Here is a 21,811-nt window from a genome sequence, read left to right as displayed (position 1 = left end):
CGAAGTGACGCGGGAGCCGGAATGACCGGCTCCCGCGCTGTTCATCAGGCCTGCATGCTGCGGGTCTGGTTCTGCTGTTGTTCCAGTTGCTGATCGCGGTCCTGTGCCAGGCGCTGTCCCGCGGCTTGCTGATCAATGCGCTGGCTGCTCTGCTCCAGCGGGGTGTTCATCGCCACGGCCGTGTCCACCGACACGCGCAGATGCGCCGGGTCGCCGCCCTGGCCCTGCACCGCGAAGCTGCGCGAGGCATCGGCATTCATCACCACTTCGTCGATGCGCTTGCCGCCTGCAGCGTGCATCTCCGCCGCCAGGCTGCCGGCCAACTGCGTACTCATCACATCCGGCACGCGGCCGACGCGAACGTCCTGCGCATGCACGCCACGGATAGCGTCGTTGAACAGCGGGTTGCCAAGATGAGTGGCATCGTCCATGCGCAGCATGCTGGTGTGGTGGCCGTTCTTCTCCGCCTCGCGACGGGCCGGCTCACCGGGTTGCAGCGGGCCACGGATGTGGTCGTACAGATCGATGGCGCCGCCAGGGATGCCGCGTGCCGCGCGGGTGACGCCACGACGCAGTGATTCCACGTCGTCGCGGTACTCCTCGATCATCTTGGCGTTGTCTTTCGCCAGCTTCTGCGTTTCCGGGTGCTTCAGCACCGATCCTTCGTCGAGAAAGTTGCCCAGCTTGTGTGCGCCGAACGAGCTGGTTGCCGCGATGATCGGGCGGTCCGGAATCAGATCACGCAGGGCATGATTGCTGAAGCCATTTGCCGCGAGCGTCTTGATCTCATCGGGCTTGGCGTAGATGCGGACCTGGCCGAAGTGCGGCGAGGCGGCGCTGACCGGATCGGAAGCCATGACGTGGTTGATCATGGTGTTGCCGCCTTCCGGAATGCGGTAGCTGAGGCTGACCGCGCCGTAGGCGTTGAAGGTCTCGCCCTTGACGTTGAAGTGGTGCGAGGTGATCTGGGCCAGGGCGCCGCCGAGGGAGTGGCCTGTGACGGTAACTTCGGGCGGACGTTGTCCGAGATCCTGCCCTTCCTTCTTGGCGTAGGCGAGGGCGCGTTGAGTCAGCGCGATGGCGTCCGGAGCCTGCACGTTGGTGCGGGCGACGACCATGCCACCATCGGTCAGAATTGCATCGCGTGCGATCTGTTCGGTGCCGCGATGTGCGACGACAATTTCATTGGTGTCGACTCGCTGGTAGATCGTTCCCTGATAGCCGTTCAGTCGATTATCAACATGCTCAAGAATCTTGTACTTGTGGCCGTTGATCGGGACGATCTCTTCTTGACCAGGTGCACGACGACCGACCGCATAATCCTTGTATGCATCTTCGGATAGTGCAGCATAGTCCTGGCTGTTGAGGCTCATTGGCGCACCTCACTGGCTTCAAGCGAAGCGGAGAACAGCGCATTCTGCAGTTCAGGCCGGAACTTGGTGGGATCTTCCTGGCCGCTTGCGCCGTAATCAGGAATCTCGTTCACACGCGGATAGTCTGCGCGAGGATAGTGGCGAGTTTCGGTCTCGCCTTTGACGAACGGCGCTGCCTCAATGAACGACAGGAAGCGCGTTTCACCCTCGGCGCCGGTGGCTTTCAGCATCGCGCCGGCGCCGCTGAATTCCCACTTGCACACGCCACGGCCGTAGTAGTCCTCGTCCAGCATGCGATCAAGGTACACGGTGCCGCGGTATTCGCCGTCGGCGACCTTGCGCAGCTCCACCGGCTCCTGGCTGGTGATGCGTGCGGCGGTACCGGTGGCCGGTTCGATGTGGCCGCACTGGTCTTCGTTGGTGACGTCGTACTGCGCGACACCTTCGACCACCGCGAAGTCGCCCGGGGCATCCTTCAGGCGCAGCACCAGTTCATAGGCCTTGCGCGGGCTGGGGTTGAGCTTGGCGAGGCCACGCCCACCCTGGGCGACATCGGCTTCAGCAGCGGCACGTTCCTGGTTCATGGCGGTCTCCGGATTGCAGGCGGTCAATAGAAGCAGAGCAAGGCACGGGATCATCTTGTGGCGCAATGTCGGCCTCCTTGGGGGTAGGAATGGTTGAACTGGCAGCTCATGGCGCGAGTTTCTGCACAGTGGTGGTGGTCGAGAACAGCGCGTCGCGCAGATCTTCGCTGTACTCTGATGGATTCTCCTCGCCACTGGCGCCATAGTTGGCGACGGTGGCGGCGAGTGGATAGATCAACTTTGGGTAGTAGAGCGTCAGAGGAGACTCGTTCTCCATGCGCTCCTTGTCGATGAACGTCAGGAATCGCATATCCGCCTCGCCGGTCGTAGCGCGCAACATCGCACCGACTCCCGTCAGCGCCCAATGGCAGACACCACGCCCGTAGTAATCCTCGTCCTGCATTCGGTCGAGGTAGAACGTGCCGCGGTATTCGTTCTCGCCCACCTGGCGCAGTGCGATAGGTTCCTGACTGGTGATGCGGCCCGCAGTGCCCGTTGCAGGTACGATCCGCCCACATGCTGCGTAGTTGCGTGCGTCGTACTGGGCAACGCCCTCGACCACCGCGAAGGGACCGGGGGCATCCTTCAGTGTCAGCACCAGCTCGTAGCCTTGCTGCGGTGATGGGTTGAGCTTGGCCAGGCCGCGTCCACCAGCGGCGACGTCGCGCTCGGCATCAGCATAGGGCGAGCATGCGGCTAGTGGGATAAGGGCGAGCAACGCCAGCAGCGGCTGCCTTTTCCTTTCAGGGAGCGCTACTCCCATGGCCTGATCCTGCATCGTGCGTCCATGTCCATATATCCTTCCTAGGTGACAGGTTTCTCGATTATGGAGCGTGTCAGGAACGCTGCGCCACCGTCGCGACGGGTTTTTGACGCGCGCGATGCGGTGTATTCCGGCGAATCGATTGCAGCACAGGGGATTCGGGCGTCGCGCCAGCCTTGCTGGCAGGGGCTGCTCGCGGTTGAATCTGCGACGTAAATCAATAATTCACGCACTCATCACATTATCAAAGGCGTTCTCTTGAACTGCATGATCCGCACCGAAACCACGGCCGACCACGCCGCCATCCATGCACTCACCGAGGCCGCCTTCCGCGAAGCCCCGCACAGCAGCCACACCGAGCAGTTCATCGTCGACGCCCTGCGCACCCGCGGGGAGTTGAGCATTTCGCTGGTCGCCGAAACTCAGGGCCAGGTGGTCGGTCACATTGCCCTGTCGCCGGTGACGGTCAGCGATGGCAGCACGGGCTGGTTTGGTCTGGGCCCGATCTCGGTACTGCCCGCGTGGCAGGGGCAGGGCATCGGTGCGGCCCTGATGCGCGCCGCACTTGAAGCACTGCGTCAGCAGGGTGCGCATGGCTGTGTATTGCTGGGCGAGCCGGCCTATTACGGGCGCTTCGGCTTCCGTGCCGAGCCGGGCCTGGTGTTGCCGGGCGTGCCGGCGGAGTACTTCCAGGCGCTTTGCCTGCAGCCTCCGCTGGCTCAGGGCGAGGTGCAGTACTCACCGGCTTTCGAGGCGACAGCCTGAGCCACGGCGGGCGTGCCCCGCTCAGGGCGCGCGCCAGACGGTCGGTTCGGGTTGCGGTTTCGGAATGCGGTAGCCGCCGATATGCTCGAGAAGTTCATTGGTACGACGCTGCTCGACCAGTACCTCACGCAGCAGGTTGCGCACGGCGAAGATGGCGAACGGCACCAGGATCCAGACCAGGCTGATGCCCAGCGCAAACAGGGTCAACAGGGCTTTTGCACCATCCATGTACGGCATTCCTTGATCGAAAGCAGCCACGCTAACACGCAGCTGCTGCCAACGGATGTCAGGCCTTATGCCGAAGGTGGATCAGCGGATACGGGCGGCCCTGCGAATCCAGCGGCGAACGACCGGTTTCGACAAAGCCCATGCGCAGGTAGAAGCCCACGGCCTGCGCGTTCTGTGCGTTGACGTCGGTGCTCAGCTGCGGGTGCAGGGCCAGTGCGTGCTGCAGCAGCTGCCGACCGATACCGGTGCCGCGCACGTCCGGATCGATGAACAGTGCTTCCATGTGGGTGCCGTCGATCAGCATGAATCCCTGCGGCTGGTCCTGTGCATTGACGGCGACGGTCATCGGCGCCTGCGGCAGGAAAGCGGCCACTTCGGCATCGATGGCCTGGCGGTCTTCGGTACTGAGGAAGTCGTGGGTGGCGTCGACGGCGCGGCGCCAGAGATCGACAAGGGCGGCGCCGTCGTCGGCGCGAGAGGGACGGAGGGTGCTCATGTGTTCACCAAGGTGCTTGACAGGAATGCGCAGTATGAAGCTTTCCGGCCGTGCTTGCAGGTGCGGATTCATCCGGCGTTGCGATGGCCGATGAAGGGACTGTAGGCAGTCGCTTCCGCGCGCAGCGCCACACCATCCTCGAAGTCCTCACTGTTGTTGAAGGGCACGGTCGGCCACTGCCGCCATCGCGACAGTCGCTCGCGGTAGGAAAGGGTGGCTGCAACCAATGCTTCGTCGTGGGCCTGCACGCGTTCCGCTGCAAGCCCTGAGCGCACGCCATGCACCACATGCGGTTCCATCACCTCGAAGCCGACGTAGCGCAGGCTGTACATCAACGGCCACAGCAGCAACCGGGTGTCACCCTCGCGGCCATCAAGCGCGCACGCCCGTGCCGATGAGCCGGTGGTGACGCTCAGCAGCGCACGCTTGCCGCGCATCACGCCGCGCTCGTGGCGCTGCCGGCTGTTGTACATCGGTCCGTAAACCAGCACGCGGTCCAGCCAGCCCTTGAGGATGGCCGGCGCCGCAAACCACCACAGTGGGAACTGCAGGATCACCAGGTCCGCGGCCTGCAGCAGCTGCAGGTGATGCCGCACATCGGCGGGCAACTGGTCGTGTTCGGCGCTGTAGCGCTGTTCGCGCTGGGCATCGAAGCGCTCGGGCTGCAGGCGCCGTGGATGGTGCCAGGCCGCTTCCAGCGGATCGAAGCTTTCTGCATACAGGTCGACCATGTCCACCTGCAGATGGTTGTGCCGCAGCTGCTCGGCCGCCTGCATGGCCAGGTGGGCATTGAAGGAACGGGGTTCGGGGTGGGCCAGCAGGATCAGGGCGCGCATGGGGCAAGGTGTTCGTGGAGTGTGCGACCATCCTCGCGATGCCGGCATGCTCCGGCAATTACGCACTTTGAGGTAACCATGGCCTTTCCCGGTGATGTCTATGCCGCCGACTGCTCGGCGCGCGATGCGCTGGCACTGATCTCCGGCAAGTGGGTGATGCTGCTGCTGCCGGCATTGGCCGAGGGCCCGCAACGCAATGGTGCGCTGCTGCGGAAGATCGAAGGCATCTCGCAGAAGGTGCTGACCCAGACCCTGCGGCAGCTGGAGCGCAACGGTCTGATCGAGCGCTGCGATCTGGGCGGCAAGCCACTGCACGTGGAGTACCGGTTGACCGAGGTTGCGCGCAGTCTGGTAGACACCCTGACCGCGTTGGACCGTTGGGCCGAGCACAATTTCCCGGCGCTGGACGCTGCCCGCGAGCGCTTCGACGCGCGCTAGCGGCGCCTGCACGGCTGCGGGCGTACAATGCGGCCCCGGCGGCCATCCTGGCCCTGCAGACACGCGAGAACCGCCATGACCGACGCCCTGGGTGTGCCGGTGCACGACACCGACGAACACTGGATGCGCCACGCGCTGGCGCTGGCTGAGCGCGCACAACGCGAGTTCGACGAGATCCCGGTGGGTGCAGTGCTGGTCGGTGCCGACGGTCAACTGCTGGGCGAGGGCTGGAACCTCAACATCGCCTCGCATGACCCCAGCGCACACGCCGAGATCGTGGCCATGCGGGCGGGCGGAAAATTGCTGGCGAACCATCGCCTGCTTGGCAGCACGCTGTATGTGACCCTGGAGCCGTGTGCGATGTGCGCAATGGCGATCGTGCACGCGCGCGTTGCACGGTTGGTCTACGGTGCCAGCGACCCCAAGACCGGTGCCTGCGGCAGCGTGTTCGACCTCATTGGCGATGCCCGCCACAACCACCGGGTGGAGATCCACGGTGGGGTACTGGCCAAGGAAGCCAGCATGCGCCTGACCAACTACTTCCGCGCCAAGCGTGGCAAGCCGCCGCTGTTGCTGGAAGACCACGCCAGCGAGGGCTGAGGGGCGAACGGGTATGATGGGTGCCTCTTTCCATCACCGGTAGGCCGCGCGCCTGCCCAGCAACGAGGCGACACATGGCGGACAACGGCGCGGCCAACGAACGACTGATCTGGATCGACCTGGAAATGACCGGGTTGGATACCGACAACGATTCGATCATCGAGATCGCCACCCTAGTCACTGACGCCCAGCTCAACGTGCTGGCCGAAGGTCCGGAATTCGCCATCCACCATCCGCTGGAAACGCTGGAAGCGATGGACGAGTGGAACCGCAACCAGCACCGCCGTTCGGGCCTGTGGCAGCGTGTGGTGGACAGCACGGTGACCCTTGCCCAAGCTGAAGCGCAGACGGTGAATTTCCTGGCGCAGTGGATCCCGGCCGGCCTGTCGCCGATGTGCGGCAACTCCATCTGCCAGGACCGCCGCTTCCTGCACCGCCAGATGCCGCGCCTGGAGAAGTACTTCCACTACCGCAACCTGGACGTGTCCACGGTGAAGGAGCTGGCCAAGCGCTGGGCGCCGACCGTGGCCGCCGGCGTCGGCAAGAACAGCAACCACACCGCGCTGAGCGATGTGCATGACTCCATCGCCGAGCTGCGTCACTACCGCCAGTTCATGGGCGCGCTGTCGGGGCTGCCGGTTGCCTGAACAACGACGCCGGGCATGGCCCGGCGCTACCGGGTGACACGCGAACTGGTAGTGCCGGCCGCTGGCCGGCAATTCAGCGGCCTTCGTGAGGTGTATCAGGTTGCCGGCCAGCGGCCGGCACTACCCTCCGTTCAACTCCCTGGCGCTAAGATCGGCGCCATGAACGAGCCCATCCTGCTTCCCCGCGACATTGCCCACGACGCCCGCGACTGGTCTGACCTGCAGCGGGCGGTGACCCTGCTGGAAGCGCCGACCCTGACCGCGCGCATGGCCAATCTGGTCGGCACGCCGCTGGAGTTCGCGGTGAAGGCGCTGCCCAGCTCGGTCTCCAACCGCATCCACGGCGCGGTGCAGGCGGCGCTGACCAAGTCGGCGCAGGCGGCGCTGTGGAGCATGGACAACACCCCCGGCAAGGGGGCGTCCACCCGCTGGCACAAGCTGGCCGCAGCGACCTCCGGTGCGGTGGGCGGCGCCTTTGGCTTTGCCGCGCTGTTCATCGAGCTGCCGGTGTCGACCACCATCATGATGCGCGCGGTGGCCGACGTGGCCCGCAGCGAGGGCTTCGACCTGTCCGAGTTCAGCACCCGCCAGGCCTGCCTGGAGGTGTTCGCGCTGGGTGGCAACTCGCCGCGCGATGACGCCAGCGAAACTGGTTATTACCTGGCCCGGGGCTTCACCACCGATGTGATGCGCCATCTGTCGGCCGAGCTGGCCGGGCGCGTGGTGACCGGCCGCGACCTGACCCTGGGCGTAGCGCCGAAGGAAGCCGGCAAGCTGCTGGCGAAGATGGTGGAGAAGGTGGCGGCGCGCTTCGGCGTGGTGGTCACCGAGAAATTCGCCGCACAGGCGGTGCCGATCGTGGGTGCCGCTGCCGGTGCGACGCTCAATACGATGTTCACCGATTACTACCAGGACATGGCGCGCGGCCACTTCATCGTGCGCCGGCTGGAGCGCAAGTACGGCGAAGACGTGGTGCGCACCTGCTATGACCGCGTAGCGCATGGCACGATCAGGATAGAACCCCGCCTGGAGTAGATCCACGCCATGCATGGATGAGCCTTCATGCCAGGCCATCCTTGCCTGCCGGGCACAACTGTTTTGCCATAACACGCCTGTTGCCTTTCGCAGGCGGTCCCCATTCTTGCTGGCACCCCCCCCGCAAGAGATGTCCGCCATGTTGTTCACCTCCCACCGCCTGGGCGCCTTGACCCTGCCCAACCGAATCGTCATGCCGCCGATGACCCGCTCGCGCGCTGCCGACGGCAACGTTGCCACCGCGGAAATGGCCGCCTACTACGCGCAGCGGGCCAGCGCGGGCCTGATCGTCAGCGAAGGTACCCAGATCAGCCCGCAGGGCCAGGGCTATGCCTGGACCCCGGGCATCCACAGTGGCGAGCAGGTGCAGGGCTGGCGCCAGGTGACCGACGCCGTGCACGCTGCCGGCGGTCGCATCTACGCCCAGTTGTGGCACGTGGGTCGGGTCTCGCACGTCGCGCTGCAGCCCGGTGGTGCCGCGCCGGTGTCGTCGTCGGCGCTGCTGGCCGAGGGCGTGAAGGTGTTTGTCGACCCCACCGGCGCCGGCCCGGAAGCGGGCGTGGGCGAGATGATCCAGCACTCGATGCCGCGCGCGCTGGCCGAGGCCGAGATTCCGGGCATCATCGCCGACTACGCGCAGGCCACCCGCAATGCGCTGGCCGCCGGCTTCGATGGCGTTGAGCTGCACGGAGCCAATGGCTACCTGATCAACCAGTTCATCGACTCGCAGGCCAACCAGCGCAGCGACGGTTATGGCGGCTCGCTGCAGAACCGGCTGCGTTTCCTGCGCGAGGTCGTGCAGGCGGTGACTGCAGTAGCCGGTGGTGACCGCGTCGGTGTTCGTCTGGCGCCGCTGACGACGCTGCAGGGCGCGGTGGACGATACGCCGCAGGCTACCTACCTGGCCGCGGCGCACCTGCTGGGTGCGCTGGGCGTGGGCTACCTGCACATCGCCGAAGCCGACTGGGATGACGCACCGCTGATGCCAGTGGCGTTCAAGCAGGCGCTGCGCATGGTCTACCCAGGCACCCTGATCTACGCCGGCAAGTACACCGCCGAGCGCGCCGAGCAGGCACTGGCTGAAGGCTGGGCCGACCTGATCGGCTTCGGTCGCCCGTTCATCGCCAACCCGGACCTGCCCGAGCGCCTGCGTCTGGGGGCGGAGCTGAACCCGCCGGATCGCGCAACGTTCTTCGGCGGTGGTGCGGTCGGGTTCACCGATTACGCGACGCTGGAAGAAAGCGTCACCGCCTGATCTCGGAGGCTGCCGGCCAGCGGACGGCACTACCGATGTATGGAGATGGGGTGGGTGCCGGCCAGCGGCCGGCACTACCAGGATGTGCGGGGCAGGGTAGTGCCGGCCGCTGGCCGGCATTTCTGTTTGGGATCAGGGCTTGTCGCGCACCAGCGCGTCGGCCTCGACCACGCCGCCATCCTTGCCATGCAGGTACAGGTGCATGTCCTGCTGCGGATACGGGATGTTGATGCCGGCCTTGTCGAAGCCCAGCTTGAGCTGTTCCAGCAGCGTGACCTTGGTACCGAACCAGTCGGCCGACTTCACGTAGCAGCGGATGCCAAGATTGATCGCGTGCGCGCCCAGTTCGTACACCACTACGTCCGGTGCCGGCGTCTGCAACACGCGCGGGTCGGCCTTCATCAGCGCCAGCGCGGTGTCGCGCGCCAGCTGGATGTTGTCTTCATAGCCGATGCCCACCACCAGTTCGACGCGGCGGGTCGGCTCGGCGGTGAGGTTGATGATCGGCGCAGCGGTGATCAGCGTGTTCGGAATGGTGGTGTGCTGGTTGTCGGCACCGGTGATGACGGTCTGGAAGATGCGCACTTCGCGCACCGTGCCGGTCTGTCCGGCCACCGTCACTACATCACCGACGCGGAACGGGCGCAGCGTCACCAGCATGACGCCGGAGGCGATGTTGGACAGCGAATCCTTCAGTGCCAGGCCAACCGCAAGCCCGGCGGTGCCGAGCACAGCCAGCAGCGGGGTGATCTGCACGCCCAACGTGCCGATCGCCAGTACCACCACGATCACCAGCGACGCGGCGTACACCACGTTGCGCAGGAAGTTGCCCAGCATCGGGTCCACGCCCATGCGCGCGGTGGCGCGTGGCATCGCGTTGGACAGGCGTCGCGCCACCCACATGCCGACCAGCAGCACCACGATCGCGGCCAGCAATGGCACGCCGTAGGTCTCCAGCAGGCGTTCCCAATCGAGCGAGTGGAACCAGGGTGTTGCGGCGGGGGCGGGTGGGGCAGTGGCAATCATGCGGGCTCCTTGTCGAACGGGCGCGGCGCTCAAGAACGCCAAAAAATGAAAACCCCGCAGAGGCGGGGTTGCATGCGGGCAGATTATCGGCATCGCAGGATGAACGTGATGTCAGCCGCCTTCGATCAACGCGCCCGTACCCTTGAGCAGCGAGCGGAGTCCTTGTACCAGGTGCGGTTCTACCGTACTGAGCCAGAGGCGGCCGGGCACCAGTTCGTCCAACGTGCAGCCGGGAGTACCTTGCAGTATCGCCGCCAGTGTCTTGCCGGGCGCGACGGACACACCCAACTGCACTGGATTCAGCAGGCTAAGCGGGAAGATGTTGCGGGCCTTGTGCATGCGCACCTCTGGCGGGGCGTCATACCAGATCTGGTTGCGGTCTTCTTCGTCCTGCGGCTGTGTGCCATCGCAGTAGCTCATGATGTAGGCCTGCGGGCTCCGCTCGAAGGGCGGGTGGGTGACGTAGCCAAAGTCCCAGTCATACAGAGCGATCAGCCCCACCAGGAGCTCCCGGAAGGACTGCGGTTCCAGAGGAAAGCGAGCGTCCTTGGAGAACAGAACGAATTCCGTTCCAAGCTCACGACTGGAAGCGAAATCCACTGATGCCGTCAGATCATACGCGGGCGCGTCACTTCCTTTGGGTACAGCGACAACGCTGAGGAGGGTCAGCTCCTTGAAGCTACTGGCCAGAAGTCTTCGATGTGCTGCATTGCCCAGCTTCGCCAACTTGCTACTGTGGCCCTTTCCATCAGACGCAAAGTAGGTGACCTCTACTCCACGCTTTTCGAGCATGGATATAGCCAACTCGTGAAACTTCTGGAAATCCTGCGCTCCTGCCAGTGGGCCGGAGTAGTTGAACAGTCCAAGTGCGAACGGGATGGTCATGGGGCGAACCTTGCCGGCAAGTGATTCCAGTCCTTCCAGTGTGCGTCGGCCATTTCAGGGCGCCTACTGGAATAGTTGCAAATGACATATCGGTCCAGTTGGTCCCCAAAAGCAGAAACCCCGCCGAGGCGGGGTTTCTTTATTCAGCCTTACAGCCGGATCAGCCGTTGGCCTTCAGCTTGGCCAGGCGCAGCCAGGTATCGACCACGGTGTCCGGGTTCAGCGACACCGACTCGATGCCTTCCTGCATCAGCCACTCGGCCAGATCCGGGTGATCGGACGGGCCCTGGCCGCAGATGCCGACGTACTTGCCCTTGGCACGTGCCGACTTGATCGCCATCGACAGCAGCTTCTTCACTGCCGGGTTACGTTCGTCGAACAGGTGCGCGACGATCGACGAATCGCGGTCCAGGCCCAGGCTGAGCTGGGTCAGGTCGTTGGAGCCGATCGAGAAGCCGTCGAAGATCTCCAGGAACTCATCGGCGAGCAGCGCGTTGGACGGCACTTCGCACATCATGATGATCTTCAGGCCGTTCTCGCCCTGCTTCAGGCCGTTCTGTTCCAGCACCTCGATGACCTTGCGGCCTTCTTCCAGGGTGCGCACGAACGGAATCATGACCCACAGGTTGTCCAGGCCCATTTCGTTGCGCACGCGCAGCACGGCCTTGCACTCCAGCGCGAAGGCGGCCGAGAAGCTCGGGTCGACGTAACGGCTCGCGCCGCGGAAGCCGATCATCGGGTTCTCTTCGTGCGGCTCGTAGTTACTGCCGCCGATCAGGTTGGCGTACTCGTTGGACTTGAAGTCCGACAGGCGCACGATCACGGCGTTCGGGGCGACCGAGGCGGTGAGGGTGGCGATGCCTTCGGCCAGGCGATCCACGTAGAAGCTGACCGGATCACCATAGCCGGCGATCTTCTCGTCGATCTTCTTCTTCGTCGCCGCATCCTGGCGGTCGTATTCCAGCAGCGCGTTAGGGTGGATGCCGATGTGGCTGGCGATGATCATTTCCAGGCGGGCCAGGCCGATGCCGGCGTTCGGCAGCTGGCCGAAGTCGAAGGCACGTTCCGGGTTGGCCACGTTCATCATGATCTTCAGCGGTGCCGGCGGCATGTTGCCCAGATCGGTGGTGGTGCGCTCGAAGCCGAGCTTGCCTTCGTAGATGAAGCCGGTATCGCCTTCAGCGCAGCTGACGGTGACCAGCTGGCCATCTTCGATGACCTTGGTGGCGTTGCCCGAACCGACCACGGCCGGCACGCCCAGCTCGCGCGCGATGATCGCGGCATGACAGGTACGGCCACCGCGATTGGTGACGATGGCCGAGGCACGCTTCATCACCGGTTCCCAGTCCGGGTCGGTCATGTCGGCGATCAGCACGTCGCCCGGCTGCACGCGGTTCATGTCGTCCAGCGTCTTCACCACGCGGGCCACGCCCGAGCCGATCTTGGCACCAACGGCACGGCCCTCGGCCAGCACGTTGCCGCCCTTTTCGGTCAGCGCGAAGCGCTCGATCTGGGTGGCATGGCTGCGCGACTTCACCGTCTCCGGGCGCGCCTGCACGATGAACAGCTTGCCGCTGACACCGTCCTTGGCCCACTCGATATCCATCGGGCGGCCGTAGTGCTTTTCGATGACCAGCGCCTGCTTGGACAGTTCCTGCACGTCCTCGTCGCTGATCGAGAAGGTGGTGCGCAGTTCGACCGGAGTGTCCTCGATCCTGACGCGCTCACCCGGAACATCCGAATACACCATGCGGATGGCCTTGCTGCCGAGCGAGCGGCGCAGGATCGCCGGCTTGCCGGCCTGCAGGGTGGGCTTGTAGACGTAGTACTCGTCCGGGTTGACCGCGCCCTGCACGACCATTTCGCCCAGGCCGAAGGACGAGGTGACGAACACCACGTCGCGGAAGCCGGACTCGGTGTCCAAGGTGAACAGCACGCCGGAGGAACCGACGCCCGAACGCACCATCAGCTGCACGCCCGCCGACAGGAACACGTCTTCATGCTTGAAGCCGTGGTGCACGCGGTAGGCGATGGCACGGTCGTTGTACAGCGAGGCGAACACTTCCTTGACCTTGCGCACGACATCGTCGGCACCGGTGACGTTGAGGAAGGTTTCCTGCTGGCCGGCGAAGGAGGCATCCGGCAGATCCTCGGCGGTGGCCGACGAACGCACGGCCACGGCCACGTCGCCGCCGCCGTTGTCCGCGCTCAGCTGGGCGTAGGCGGTGCGGATGTCCTGGTCCAGCTGCGGCTGCAGCGGGGCGTCGATCACCCAGGTGCGGATTTCCTTGCCCGCTGCGGTCAGCGCGTTGACGTCCTCGACGTCCAGCGTGGCCAGCTTGTCGAAGATGCGCTTGGACAGATCGTTGTGCGCGATGAAGTCCTTGAAGGCTTCAGCGGTGGTGGCATAACCGCCCGGCACCGAAACGCCCAGACCGGCCAGGTTGCCGATCATCTCGCCCAGCGACGAATTCTTGCCGCCTACGCGGGCCAAGTCGGCCAGACGCAGTTCGTGCAACCACAGGATGTTCTCGTTCAAGCGCGATGCTCCGTTTGGCCATCGCCCGAGGCGGGCTGGAATGGCCGCGTCCGTAGGAAGAAGCCGATATGATGCCGGGCAGAGTACCGTCGGCACAAGCTTGTGCTGGCGGCCTTTTTAGGCTTCGTAGGGGGTAAAAGCGCGCATGTCGACCATCCGTCCGGTGTTCTACGTTTCCGATGGAACCGGTATCACCGCTGAAACCATTGGGCATAGCCTGCTTACCCAGTTCTCCGGGTTCAGCTTCATTACCGACCGCATGTCGTTTGTCGACGACCCCGAAAAAGCGCGTGAAGCCTGTGCCCGGATCCAGGCGGCAGGGGAGCGGTACCAGGTCCGGCCGATCGTGGTGAACTCCTGCGTGGACCAGAGCCTGAGCCTGATCCTGGCCGACAGCGGCGCGCTGATGCTGGATGTGTTCGCGCCGTTCATCGAGCCGCTGGAGCGTGAACTGGCCAGTCCGCGCCTGGCCCGGGTCGGCCAGGCCCACGGCATGGTCGATTTCGACACCTACCACCGCCGCATCAACGCGATGAACTTCGCCCTGACCCATGACGACGGCATCGCGGTGAACTACGACGATGCCGACGTGATCCTGGTGGCGGTGTCACGCGCCGGCAAGACGCCCACCTGCATCTACCTGGCCCTGCATTACGGGGTGCGCGCGGCCAATTACCCGCTGACCGACGAAGACCTGGAAAGCGACCGCCTGCCGCCACGCCTGCGCAACTACCGGCGCAAGCTGTTCGGCCTGACCATCGACCCGGACCGGCTGCAGCAGATCCGCCAGGAGCGCCGCCCGAACTCGCGCTACGCAAACCTGGACACCTGCAAGCGCGAGGTGGCTGCGGCCGAGGTGATGTTCCAGATGGAGCGGATTCCGACCCTGAGCACCACCCATACCTCGATCGAGGAGATTTCCAGCAAGGTGCTGGCCACGCTGGGGCTGCAGCGCGAGCTGTATTGATCCTCATCTGGTAGAGCCGGCCGCTGGCCGGCTGCTCGATGAACCCTCGGCCGTGATGCGGGGCTGCCGGCCAGCGGCCGGCACTACCCAGGGGTTGGCTTGCACGTGCGCGCCCCCACGTTGAAGCACCAACGTGTAGGATCGACCCATGGCCCGAGCCTTGCCCCGCACCGAACGCATTCCCCGCCTGAGCCGGCTGAGCTGGCTCATGGGCCTGTACGCGGAAAACTACCGCCATCTGGTGCGTCTGTTCGAACCGGCCGGACTGGTGGCGGGCAGCTACATTTCCTCGATCGGCGACGGCCTGGACGTGCGCCTGGACGTGATCGAGTGCCACCGCTACACGGTGGAACTGCGCTTGACCTACGACCTGGCCGACCCGGTCACCGGCGAGCCGGATCCGTCGGCCTATGTGCGCCTGTACCGTGACGCGCGCCAGGCCGAGACCACCCATTGCTACGTGGGCCGCCGCTGGCAGGACACGATGGGCCTGTATCCGCCGCCGGCGGAGCTGATCAGCCACCGCATGCGGATGAACACCTTCCTCGGCAAGTGGCTGGAATACCTGGCCGAGCGTGGCCACGGCGTCGCCACCCTGCGCCGCGATCCCGACGGCGCCAGTGCACCTGCCGAGCGCCGCCTGTCGCTGGTGCGCTGATCGGCCATAATCCACGGCTGACCTGCCGCTGGATGCTGCCCCATGCCGTACACCCCGATCGTCGCCACCCTGGGCTATGTGCTGTCGCCTGATCGTCGCCAGGTGCTGATGATCCACCGCAATACCCGTCCCGGTGACCACCACCTGGGCAAGTACAACGGCCTGGGCGGCAAGATCGAAGCGGACGAGGATGTGGCGGCCAGCATGCGCCGCGAGATCGCCGAGGAAGCCGGCATCGACTGCACCGGCATGCGCCTGCGCGGCACCATCAGCTGGCCAGGCTTCGGCAAGCACGGCGAGGATTGGCTGGGTTTCGTGTTCGTCATCGATGGATTCGAGGGCACCCCGCACGGCGGCAACCACGAAGGCACGCTGGAGTGGGTGGACCTGGACAAGCTGGACACCCTGCCGATGTGGGAGGGCGACCGCAACTTCCTGCCGCTGGTGTTCGACGCCGACCCGCGCCCGTTCCACGGCGTGATGCCGTACAAGGACGGGCGCATGGTGAGCTGGTCCTTCAGCCGCCTGTGAGCCGGGAAATCGGGTAGCTGCCAATCTTTGGTCGGCACGCTCTTCTGGTAAATTAATACCCGGGCAATATTGACGGGAGAGAATTACCCGGGCAATATTCGCGCACCGCCTCTGATGCCGTTGCCATGCCTGCGTCCCGACTTCCTCCCTTCAGTTGTTTCGACGGCCATCGCCTGGTCGCTTCCGGTACGCCGGAAGTGGCCGCGCTGGCGCTGAAGCAGCTGCGTGCCGACAACGCTGCCGGTCCGCTGCTGGTGTTCGACAACGCCACCGGTCGCACCCGTGATTTCGATACGCGTGGCAGCGACGCAGAACTGCTTTCGCGGGTTGCTGCCGCGTTCCCATCGGCCGTGCAAGCGGACGCCGGAATCGCTCCTGAAGACGCGCCTGTTGCCCCGCGAGGCCGTGGCCGCCCCAAGCTGGGTGTGGTCGCCCGAGAAGTGACCTTGCTGCCGCGTCATTGGGCGTGGCTGGCCGATCAGCCGGGTGGGGCCTCGGTGGTGCTTCGCCGGCTGGTGGAAGCGGCCAGCCGTGCCGGTGCCGACAAGGACCGCCAGCGTCGTGACAGCGAGCGTGCCTATCACTTCCTGCAGACCATCGCCGGTGACCTGCCGGGTTTCGAGGAGGCGATCCGTGTCCTGTTCGCGCATGACCGCGCGGGCCTGGAAGCGGCGTTGCGGAGTTGGCCCGCGGATGTGCGCGCCCACGCTCTGCGCTTGGCCTTCGACGATCCTGCGGACCACATCGACGGCTGAGCCATCGCGCCGTTGCTGAGCGACGGCGCCACCTGACCGCGGGCCACGGCCTGCTTTCCCTGTGCTTGCTTTGCTGGCGGAAACGCCGGGCAGGGCGGCGCCTTGCCCAGAGAACCCCATGAGCACCCCTGTACATCCGATACCTCCGGCAGCACCCCCGCTGTGGCGCACCTATCTGACCCTGCTGCTGCCGATGCTGCTGACCAATGCGCTGCAGCTGGCCGCAGGCACGCTGGACAACATTTACCTCGGCCATCTGCTCGGCACACAGGCAGTGGCTGCAGCGGCTGCGTTCTTTCCGGTCTTCTTCCTGCTGTTGGCCCTGGTAATGGGCCTGGCGACCGGTGCGATGGTGCTGATCGGCCAGGCCTGGGGCGCGGGCCGCCCCCAGCAGGCACGCGCCGTGGCTGGCAGCGCGGTGGCGCTGATCCTGCTGTTGTCGGTGCTGGTGATGGCCCTGGGCGGCGGTTTCGCGCCACAACTGCTGGCGGCGTTGGGCACGCCGGCAGCGGTCCTCAGTGAGTCCATTGTCTACGCACGCGTGCTGCTGCTGACGGCACCGGTGTTCTTCCTGCTGTGGCTGGCCACTGCGGTGAGCCGCGCGGTGGGCGATGCGAAGACACCGCTGCATGCGCTGTTGCTGGCCACGGTGGTCGGCCTGCTGTGCACGCCGCTGCTGATCCTCGGCTGGGTCGGCCCGCCGCAGCTGGGTTCGGCCAGTGCGGCAGTCTCGGCGGCATTTGCCTCGCTGCTGGCCCTGGCCTGGCTTATGTGGCGGTGGCAGAGGATGGAGCACCCGTTGGCGCCGGGACGTGAGCTGCTGCGTGCCATCCGTTTCGATGGCGTGCTCATCCGCGCGATGCTGCGCATCGGCGTACCGTCATCGCTGCAGATGCTCAGCCTGGCCATTGCCGAAATCGTGTTGCTGGGCTGGATCAACCGCTACGGCTACACGGCCACGGCCGCCTACGGTGCGGTCAACCAGTTGATGAGCTGGGTGCAACTGCCTGCGATGTCGCTGGGGATCACCGCCACCATCCTCGCGGCGCATGCGATGGGCGCGGGGCGTACGGCACGGCTGCCCGCCATCGCTCGCACCGGTGTGCTGCTTGGGCTGGCGATGCTGAGCGTGGTGGTGCTGCTGGTGATGGCGCTGGCGCCCTGGCTGACCGGGCTGATTCTGGCGGCCGCAGAGGTGCGCGAATTGGCCGCATCGCAGCTGCGCACGGTGGTATGGGGCGTGCTGGCGATGGGAGGCAGCGCGGTGCTGGTCGGAGTGATGCGAGGCAGTGGCACGGTGATGTTGCCAGCGTTGTTGGGCATGGCAGCGGTACTGCTGCTGGAGCTGCCGTTGGCGATGTGGTTGCAGGCGCGGCATGGGCTGGCCGGCCTGTGGTGGGCGTGGCCACTGGGGCTGCTGGCGATGCTGGTGATGCAGGTGTTCTGCTTCGCGCGTTGGCGGCGGCGGGTGCAGGCTGGGTAGTGCCGGCCGCTGGCCGGCAATCCGGAATGCCGGGGCAGCCGGCCAGCGGCCGGCTCTACCACTCGGTCGGATCACAGTCGTTGCGGCGGCTGCGGTGGGTTGGCCACTGGTGATGCAGGTGTTCTGTGTTGCTCGCTGGCGGCGGGTGCAGGCCGGCTCTGCCACTTCAGCGCCGCTGTGCCAGCAGCAGATGGAAGTGCTTTTCGCGGATCTGGCCGTCATTGCCGGCTGCGGATTCCCGGTGGCTGCGCCAGGCCGAGACGCGGAAGCCCGATACCCGCAGCGCCAGCTCCACCGCGTCCAGCTCATGCAGTTGGAAGTCGGCAGCAAATGGCAGGCTGCGCATGAAGCTGGCGTCGCCAAAGGCCAGGCACAGGCGGCCGCCCCGGCGCGCCACCCGCGCCAGCTCGTCCAGCACCGGCGCCAGGTTCGGCCAGAAGTACAGGGTGTTGACCGCGAGCGCGGCATCCATCGCGGCATCGGCGACCGGCAGCGCATGAGCGTCGCCGTGTCGCATCGCGGCACGCTCGGCCAACCCGGCGCTGGCCAGGCGCTGGTTGCCGGCCTCGACCATGGCGGTGGACAGCTCAATACCCAGATAGTGGCTGTCGGTGGCCTGCAGCATCAGCGGCGCGAAGGCCGCATTGCCGGGGCCGATCTCCAGGACCCGTTCGCCAGTGCCGACGGCCAGCAGCCCGATCGCGGCCAGGTTGAGTGCGCCGTTGCTGCGGTTCATCGAGTCAGCCACCGCCAGCGCGGCCTCGCCATGGGGCTGCCGCAGCTGTGCGGCCAGAGTGGGAGCATCCAGCATCATCATCGTCCGTTGCAGAGTTTCGGACGTGGCGGCGGCGGGTCCGCCGGTGACCATAGCGCCGACCTTGTGGCTTGGGAAGTAGGGAAACCCCGCTTCGGGGTGATGAGGAAATGTCCAGCGTCGCAGTCGGTGAGATCTGGTTGTCCACAGGGGGTGTGGATTACGCGTGGGCAACTTTGTGGATAAGCCGCGACAGGCGCCACCCCCCTAGGCTGTCAAGATGGGTGGCGAAAAATTCACCGCCGGTGAGGACAGGTGAGGGAGCGGTGAAGGCTGGGGCCTGCCAGCGCTGTCGCCAGTGGCGGCGCTCGCGGTAACCTGTGGGCCTTGATGCTCCGTGAGACCCCATGAAACGTCACTTCTCGATGCTGCGCGAATTCCAGCTGGCCGACTGGTTCACCCTGGCCAATGCTTTCTGCGGCACCGGTGCGGTCTTTGCCGCAATGCGCTTCCTGCAGGACGGCGAGCGCGGCTACCTGCTGTTCGGCATGGCGTTGATCCCGCTGGCTTTCATTTTCGACGCCCTCGATGGGCGCATCGCGCGCTGGCGCAAGTCCAGCTCCACCCTGGGCCGCGAGCTGGACTCGCTGTCCGACGTGATCTCCTTCGGTGTGGCCCCGGCGGCGCTGGCCTACGCCTGCGGCATGCAGGGCGGCTGGGACTGGCTGGTGCTGAGCTATTTCGTCTGCTGCGGCGTCAGCCGCCTGGCGCGCTACAACGTCACCGCAGAGGCGCTGGCCGGCGACGAGGGCAAGGTCGCGTATTTCGAGGGCACCCCGATCCCGACCAGCCTGGTGCTGGTGATTGTGCTGGCGATCGCCGCCGGTACCGATGCCATCGGCCAGAACATCTGGTTCGGCCAGTGGCAGATCGGCCCGTGGCAGCTGCACCCGATGGTGTTGTTGTTCGCCTTGTCCGGGTCGCTGATGATCAGCAAGACCCTGCGCATTCCCAAGCCATGAGCCAGCCCTGCGGAGGCCTGCGATGACCAGCTCGGCCCACGACGCCGGCAGCAGTGATTTCGAAACCCTGGCCCGGCAGTACTTCGGCGCCTGGGGCGATGCCCTGCGCCATGCGAGCACGCCCGGCGCACCGGCTGGTGACGATCCCGGCAGCTGGCAGCGGTTGTTCGACTGGTGGGGCCAGCTGTTGCCCGAGCAGGGGCAGGGCGCGCCGGAAGATGCCGTGCGCCGCTTCCGCGAACAGGCGGGCAGCTGGTACGGCACCATGCAGGAAGTGGCCGCGCGTTTCGCCGGCCGCGACGCCAGCAGTGCCGACGTAGCACAAGCCTGGCGCGAGGCGGTGCAGGGGCAGGGCGACGGCATGCTGCAGTGGATGCTGCAGGGCGCCCGTGGCAGCACCCACGCTAGCGCCGCTGTACCGGAGTTTGCCGCCTGGCTGCAGCAGTTCCAGCTGCAGGCCGGTCCGTGGCTGCAGAGCCCGGCGTTCGGGCCCGGCCGCGAGCACCAGGCGCGCTGGCAGGCGCTGCTGCGGGCGCAGGAGGAATACCAGCAGCATTCACGCGCCTACGTCGATCAGATCAAGCAGGCACTGGACGAGGCCTTCGCGCTGTTCGAGCAGCGCCTGGCCGAGCACGAGCAGCCGGGCAGCCAGCTGACCAGCGCCCGCGCGATGTTCGACCTGTGGATCGAAGTGGCCGAGGAGGCCTACGCCAAGGTCGCCATGTCCGAACCGTTCCAGCAGGTGTATGCCGCGCTGGGCAACGCTCAGATGCGCCTGCGCGCCGGCCTGCAGCGCGAGGTGGAACAGATGAGTGAACGGATCGGCCTGCCGACCCGCAGTGAGATGGACGCCGCGCACCGCCGCATCGCCGAGCTGGAGCGCAGCCTGCGCCGACTGCAGGCACAGGTGGCGGCCATGGCCGGTACGGGCGAGGTCGATCCGGTGGCACAGCCGGCGCCGGCGAAGGTGAAGCCGGTCGCGCGCAAGGCCGCGAAGAAGGCCGCGCCGGCAAAGAAGGCGGCTGCGAAAAAGGCGGCTGCGAAAAAGGCTGCACCAAAGGCAGCGCCCCGTACTTCCACGCGGACGCGTGACCGATGAAAGGACCGCTGGGCTTCAACGCCGATGACCTGATGCAGGAAACCCTGGCCATGCAGCGCAAGCTGATGGAAGGGCTGAAGCTGCTGCCGCAGGTGGAAGACGTGGACTATGGCGTGACCGCGCGCGAGGAAGTCTGGCGCGATGGCAAGGTGGTGCTGTACCGCTTCGTCGGCGAACAGGCACCGACCCGCCGCACGCCGCTGCTGATCGTCTACGCGCTGGTCAACCGGCCGTACATGGTCGACCTGCAGGCCGACCGTTCGCTGGTGCAGAAGCTGCTGGCGCTGGGGCAGGACGTCTACGTGCTGGACTGGGGTTACCCGGATCGCTCGGAGCGCTTCCAGACCCTGGAGGACTACCTGCTGCGCTACATCGATGGCGCGGTCGATACGCTGCGCGCGCGCAGTGGTGGACCGGTCGACCTGCTCGGCATCTGCCAGGGCGGCGTGTTCGCGCTGTGCTATGCCGCGCTGCGCCGACAGAAGCTGGGCAAGCTGATCACCATGGTCACCCCGGTCGATTTCCACACCGCCGACAACATGCTCTCGCACTGGGCGCGGCAGGTGGATGTGGACCTGCTGGTCGACACGCTGGGCAACATCCCGGCCGACCTGATGAATGCCAGTTACCTGATGCTCAAGCCGTTCCGCCTGAACGTGCAGAAGTACGTCGGCCTGCTCGACATCCTCGATGACAAGGCTGCGCTGGAGGATTTCCTGCGGATGGAGAAGTGGATCTTCGATTCACCGGACCTGGCCGGCGAGGCGTTCCGCGACTTCATCAAGCAGTTCTACCAGGGCAACGGGCTGATGAACGGCACGGTGCGGATCGGCGAAGAGGCGGTGGATCTGTCGAAGGTGACCCTGCCGGTACTGAACATCTACGCCGAGCAGGACCATCTGGTGCCGCCGGATGCTTCGCGCGCAATGCGCGGACGTCTGGGCACGGACGACTACACCGAGTCCAGTTTCCGCGGTGGCCATATCGGCATCTACGTGTCCGGCCGCGCGCAGCGCGAAGTGCCGGCCACGATCGATGGCTGGCTGAAGGCGCGCGACCCGTAAGGCCTGCT

Annotated in this window: 24 protein-coding genes; 14 read left to right on the top strand and 10 right to left on the bottom strand. The window is 65.8% G+C overall.

What is annotated here, in order from left to right:
* Positions 1 to 44 precede the first annotated feature (44 nt).
* The 3 genes from ACSYAO_RS13180 to ACSYAO_RS13170 are packed head-to-tail and all read right to left on the bottom strand — an operon-like array spanning position 45 to position 2,720.
* The gene (locus ACSYAO_RS13180; RefSeq protein WP_049462137.1) at positions 45 to 1,373 is read right to left on the bottom strand and encodes an XVIPCD domain-containing protein; all 1,329 of its coding nucleotides are present in this window, start codon (positions 1,371 to 1,373) and stop codon (positions 45 to 47) included.
* A complete protein-coding gene (locus ACSYAO_RS13175) occupies positions 1,370 to 2,023 on the bottom strand; it encodes a hypothetical protein (RefSeq protein ID WP_049462138.1) in 654 nt (217 codons plus the stop codon). The genes ACSYAO_RS13180 and ACSYAO_RS13175 overlap by 4 nt, the downstream gene beginning before the upstream one ends.
* Before the next feature lie 40 nt (positions 2,024 to 2,063).
* Positions 2,064 to 2,720, bottom strand: coding sequence for a hypothetical protein (locus ACSYAO_RS13170; RefSeq protein WP_049462154.1), 657 nt, complete (start codon positions 2,718 to 2,720; stop codon positions 2,064 to 2,066).
* Positions 2,721 to 2,978: 258 nt separating this feature from the next.
* Between ACSYAO_RS13170 and ACSYAO_RS13165 the strand changes: the two genes are divergently transcribed.
* Complete coding sequence (locus tag ACSYAO_RS13165; protein ID WP_049462139.1) at positions 2,979 to 3,485, top strand: GNAT family N-acetyltransferase; 507 nt, start codon at positions 2,979 to 2,981, stop codon at positions 3,483 to 3,485.
* Positions 3,486 to 3,506: 21 nt separating this feature from the next.
* Here the strand turns inward: ACSYAO_RS13165 and ACSYAO_RS13160 are convergent, their stop codons facing one another.
* The 3 genes from ACSYAO_RS13160 to ACSYAO_RS13150 form a co-directional block, all read right to left on the bottom strand.
* Complete coding sequence (locus tag ACSYAO_RS13160; protein ID WP_005410107.1) at positions 3,507 to 3,713, bottom strand: hypothetical protein; 207 nt, start codon at positions 3,711 to 3,713, stop codon at positions 3,507 to 3,509.
* A gap of 58 nt (positions 3,714 to 3,771) precedes the next feature.
* The gene (locus tag ACSYAO_RS13155) at positions 3,772 to 4,209 is read right to left on the bottom strand and encodes an acetyltransferase (protein WP_049398283.1); all 438 of its coding nucleotides are present in this window, start codon (positions 4,207 to 4,209) and stop codon (positions 3,772 to 3,774) included.
* 68 nt (positions 4,210 to 4,277) lie between these two features.
* The gene (locus tag ACSYAO_RS13150) at positions 4,278 to 5,045 is read right to left on the bottom strand and encodes an NAD(P)H-dependent oxidoreductase (RefSeq protein WP_134950669.1); all 768 of its coding nucleotides are present in this window, start codon (positions 5,043 to 5,045) and stop codon (positions 4,278 to 4,280) included.
* Positions 5,046 to 5,123: 78 nt separating this feature from the next.
* Here ACSYAO_RS13150 and ACSYAO_RS13145 point away from each other — a divergent pair, with 78 nt between their 5' ends.
* The 5 genes from ACSYAO_RS13145 (at position 5,124) to ACSYAO_RS13125 (ending at position 9,020) form a co-directional block, all read left to right on the top strand.
* Positions 5,124 to 5,483, top strand: coding sequence for a winged helix-turn-helix transcriptional regulator (locus ACSYAO_RS13145; protein WP_032129513.1), 360 nt, complete (start codon positions 5,124 to 5,126; stop codon positions 5,481 to 5,483).
* Positions 5,484 to 5,558: 75 nt separating this feature from the next.
* Positions 5,559 to 6,083, top strand: coding sequence for a tRNA adenosine(34) deaminase TadA (tadA, locus tag ACSYAO_RS13140; RefSeq protein ID WP_032129512.1), 525 nt, complete (start codon positions 5,559 to 5,561; stop codon positions 6,081 to 6,083).
* A gap of 74 nt (positions 6,084 to 6,157) precedes the next feature.
* Positions 6,158 to 6,730 carry an oligoribonuclease gene (gene orn, locus ACSYAO_RS13135; protein WP_049462141.1) on the top strand — a complete coding sequence of 191 codons (573 nt, stop codon included), beginning with the start codon at positions 6,158 to 6,160 and terminating at the stop codon, positions 6,728 to 6,730.
* A 159-nt stretch (positions 6,731 to 6,889) separates the two neighbouring features.
* A complete protein-coding gene (locus ACSYAO_RS13130) occupies positions 6,890 to 7,765 on the top strand; it encodes an EcsC family protein (RefSeq protein WP_049462142.1) in 876 nt (291 codons plus the stop codon).
* 139 nt (positions 7,766 to 7,904) lie between these two features.
* Entirely contained in the window at positions 7,905 to 9,020 is a 1,116-nt protein-coding gene (locus tag ACSYAO_RS13125; RefSeq protein ID WP_049462155.1) for an alkene reductase, read from the top strand.
* 132 nt (positions 9,021 to 9,152) lie between these two features.
* On the opposite strand, the gene ACSYAO_RS13120 is transcribed toward ACSYAO_RS13125, so the two are convergent.
* The 3 genes from ACSYAO_RS13120 to ppsA form a co-directional block, all read right to left on the bottom strand.
* Positions 9,153 to 10,046: a mechanosensitive ion channel family protein gene (locus ACSYAO_RS13120; protein ID WP_049462143.1), complete on the bottom strand. Its 894-nt coding sequence runs from the start codon at positions 10,044 to 10,046 to the stop codon at positions 9,153 to 9,155.
* Positions 10,047 to 10,157: 111 nt separating this feature from the next.
* On the bottom strand, positions 10,158 to 10,931 hold the full coding sequence (locus ACSYAO_RS13115; protein ID WP_049462144.1) for a hypothetical protein: 774 nt from the start codon (positions 10,929 to 10,931) through the stop codon (positions 10,158 to 10,160).
* Positions 10,932 to 11,091: 160 nt separating this feature from the next.
* Positions 11,092 to 13,470 carry a phosphoenolpyruvate synthase gene (ppsA, locus tag ACSYAO_RS13110; protein WP_049462145.1) on the bottom strand — a complete coding sequence of 793 codons (2,379 nt, stop codon included), beginning with the start codon at positions 13,468 to 13,470 and terminating at the stop codon, positions 11,092 to 11,094.
* 145 nt (positions 13,471 to 13,615) lie between these two features.
* On the opposite strand from ppsA, the gene ppsR reads away from it, so the two are divergent.
* From ppsR to ACSYAO_RS13085, 5 genes are all read left to right on the top strand, one after another.
* Complete coding sequence (ppsR, locus tag ACSYAO_RS13105) at positions 13,616 to 14,437, top strand: posphoenolpyruvate synthetase regulatory kinase/phosphorylase PpsR (RefSeq protein WP_006452040.1); 822 nt, start codon at positions 13,616 to 13,618, stop codon at positions 14,435 to 14,437.
* A gap of 148 nt (positions 14,438 to 14,585) precedes the next feature.
* Positions 14,586 to 15,095: a DUF1249 domain-containing protein gene (locus ACSYAO_RS13100; RefSeq protein WP_032130357.1), complete on the top strand. Its 510-nt coding sequence runs from the start codon at positions 14,586 to 14,588 to the stop codon at positions 15,093 to 15,095.
* A 42-nt stretch (positions 15,096 to 15,137) separates the two neighbouring features.
* Positions 15,138 to 15,626 (top strand): NUDIX hydrolase, encoded by a 489-nt coding sequence (locus tag ACSYAO_RS13095; RefSeq protein ID WP_049462146.1) that lies wholly within the window; start codon positions 15,138 to 15,140, stop codon positions 15,624 to 15,626.
* Positions 15,627 to 15,751: 125 nt separating this feature from the next.
* Positions 15,752 to 16,381 (top strand): DUF2239 family protein, encoded by a 630-nt coding sequence (locus ACSYAO_RS13090; protein WP_049462147.1) that lies wholly within the window; start codon positions 15,752 to 15,754, stop codon positions 16,379 to 16,381.
* Positions 16,382 to 16,499: 118 nt separating this feature from the next.
* Positions 16,500 to 17,864 (top strand): MATE family efflux transporter, encoded by a 1,365-nt coding sequence (locus tag ACSYAO_RS13085; RefSeq protein WP_149908566.1) that lies wholly within the window; start codon positions 16,500 to 16,502, stop codon positions 17,862 to 17,864.
* 166 nt (positions 17,865 to 18,030) lie between these two features.
* Here ACSYAO_RS13085 and ACSYAO_RS13080 read toward each other — a convergent pair whose 3' ends face one another.
* Entirely contained in the window at positions 18,031 to 18,681 is a 651-nt protein-coding gene (locus ACSYAO_RS13080) for a class I SAM-dependent methyltransferase (protein WP_049462149.1), read from the bottom strand.
* A 344-nt stretch (positions 18,682 to 19,025) separates the two neighbouring features.
* Here ACSYAO_RS13080 and ACSYAO_RS13075 point away from each other — a divergent pair, with 344 nt between their 5' ends.
* The 3 genes from ACSYAO_RS13075 to phaC are packed head-to-tail and all read left to right on the top strand — an operon-like array spanning position 19,026 to position 21,803.
* Positions 19,026 to 19,640 (top strand): CDP-alcohol phosphatidyltransferase family protein, encoded by a 615-nt coding sequence (locus ACSYAO_RS13075; protein ID WP_032130352.1) that lies wholly within the window; start codon positions 19,026 to 19,028, stop codon positions 19,638 to 19,640.
* A gap of 22 nt (positions 19,641 to 19,662) precedes the next feature.
* Positions 19,663 to 20,739: a class III poly(R)-hydroxyalkanoic acid synthase subunit PhaE gene (phaE, locus tag ACSYAO_RS13070; protein ID WP_049462150.1), complete on the top strand. Its 1,077-nt coding sequence runs from the start codon at positions 19,663 to 19,665 to the stop codon at positions 20,737 to 20,739.
* Positions 20,736 to 21,803 (top strand): class III poly(R)-hydroxyalkanoic acid synthase subunit PhaC, encoded by a 1,068-nt coding sequence (gene phaC, locus ACSYAO_RS13065; RefSeq protein WP_049462151.1) that lies wholly within the window; start codon positions 20,736 to 20,738, stop codon positions 21,801 to 21,803. Before phaE ends, phaC begins: the two co-directional genes overlap by 4 nt.
* Positions 21,804 to 21,811 lie beyond the last annotated feature (8 nt).

The sequence above is a fragment of the Stenotrophomonas sp. STK16_22 genome (genome assembly GCF_051984505.1).
Classification (GTDB): Bacteria; Pseudomonadota; Gammaproteobacteria; order Xanthomonadales; family Xanthomonadaceae; genus Stenotrophomonas; species Stenotrophomonas maltophilia_A.
The sequence above is the reverse complement of the archived record's forward strand: the minus strand, read 5'-3'. Positions and strand labels throughout refer to the sequence as shown.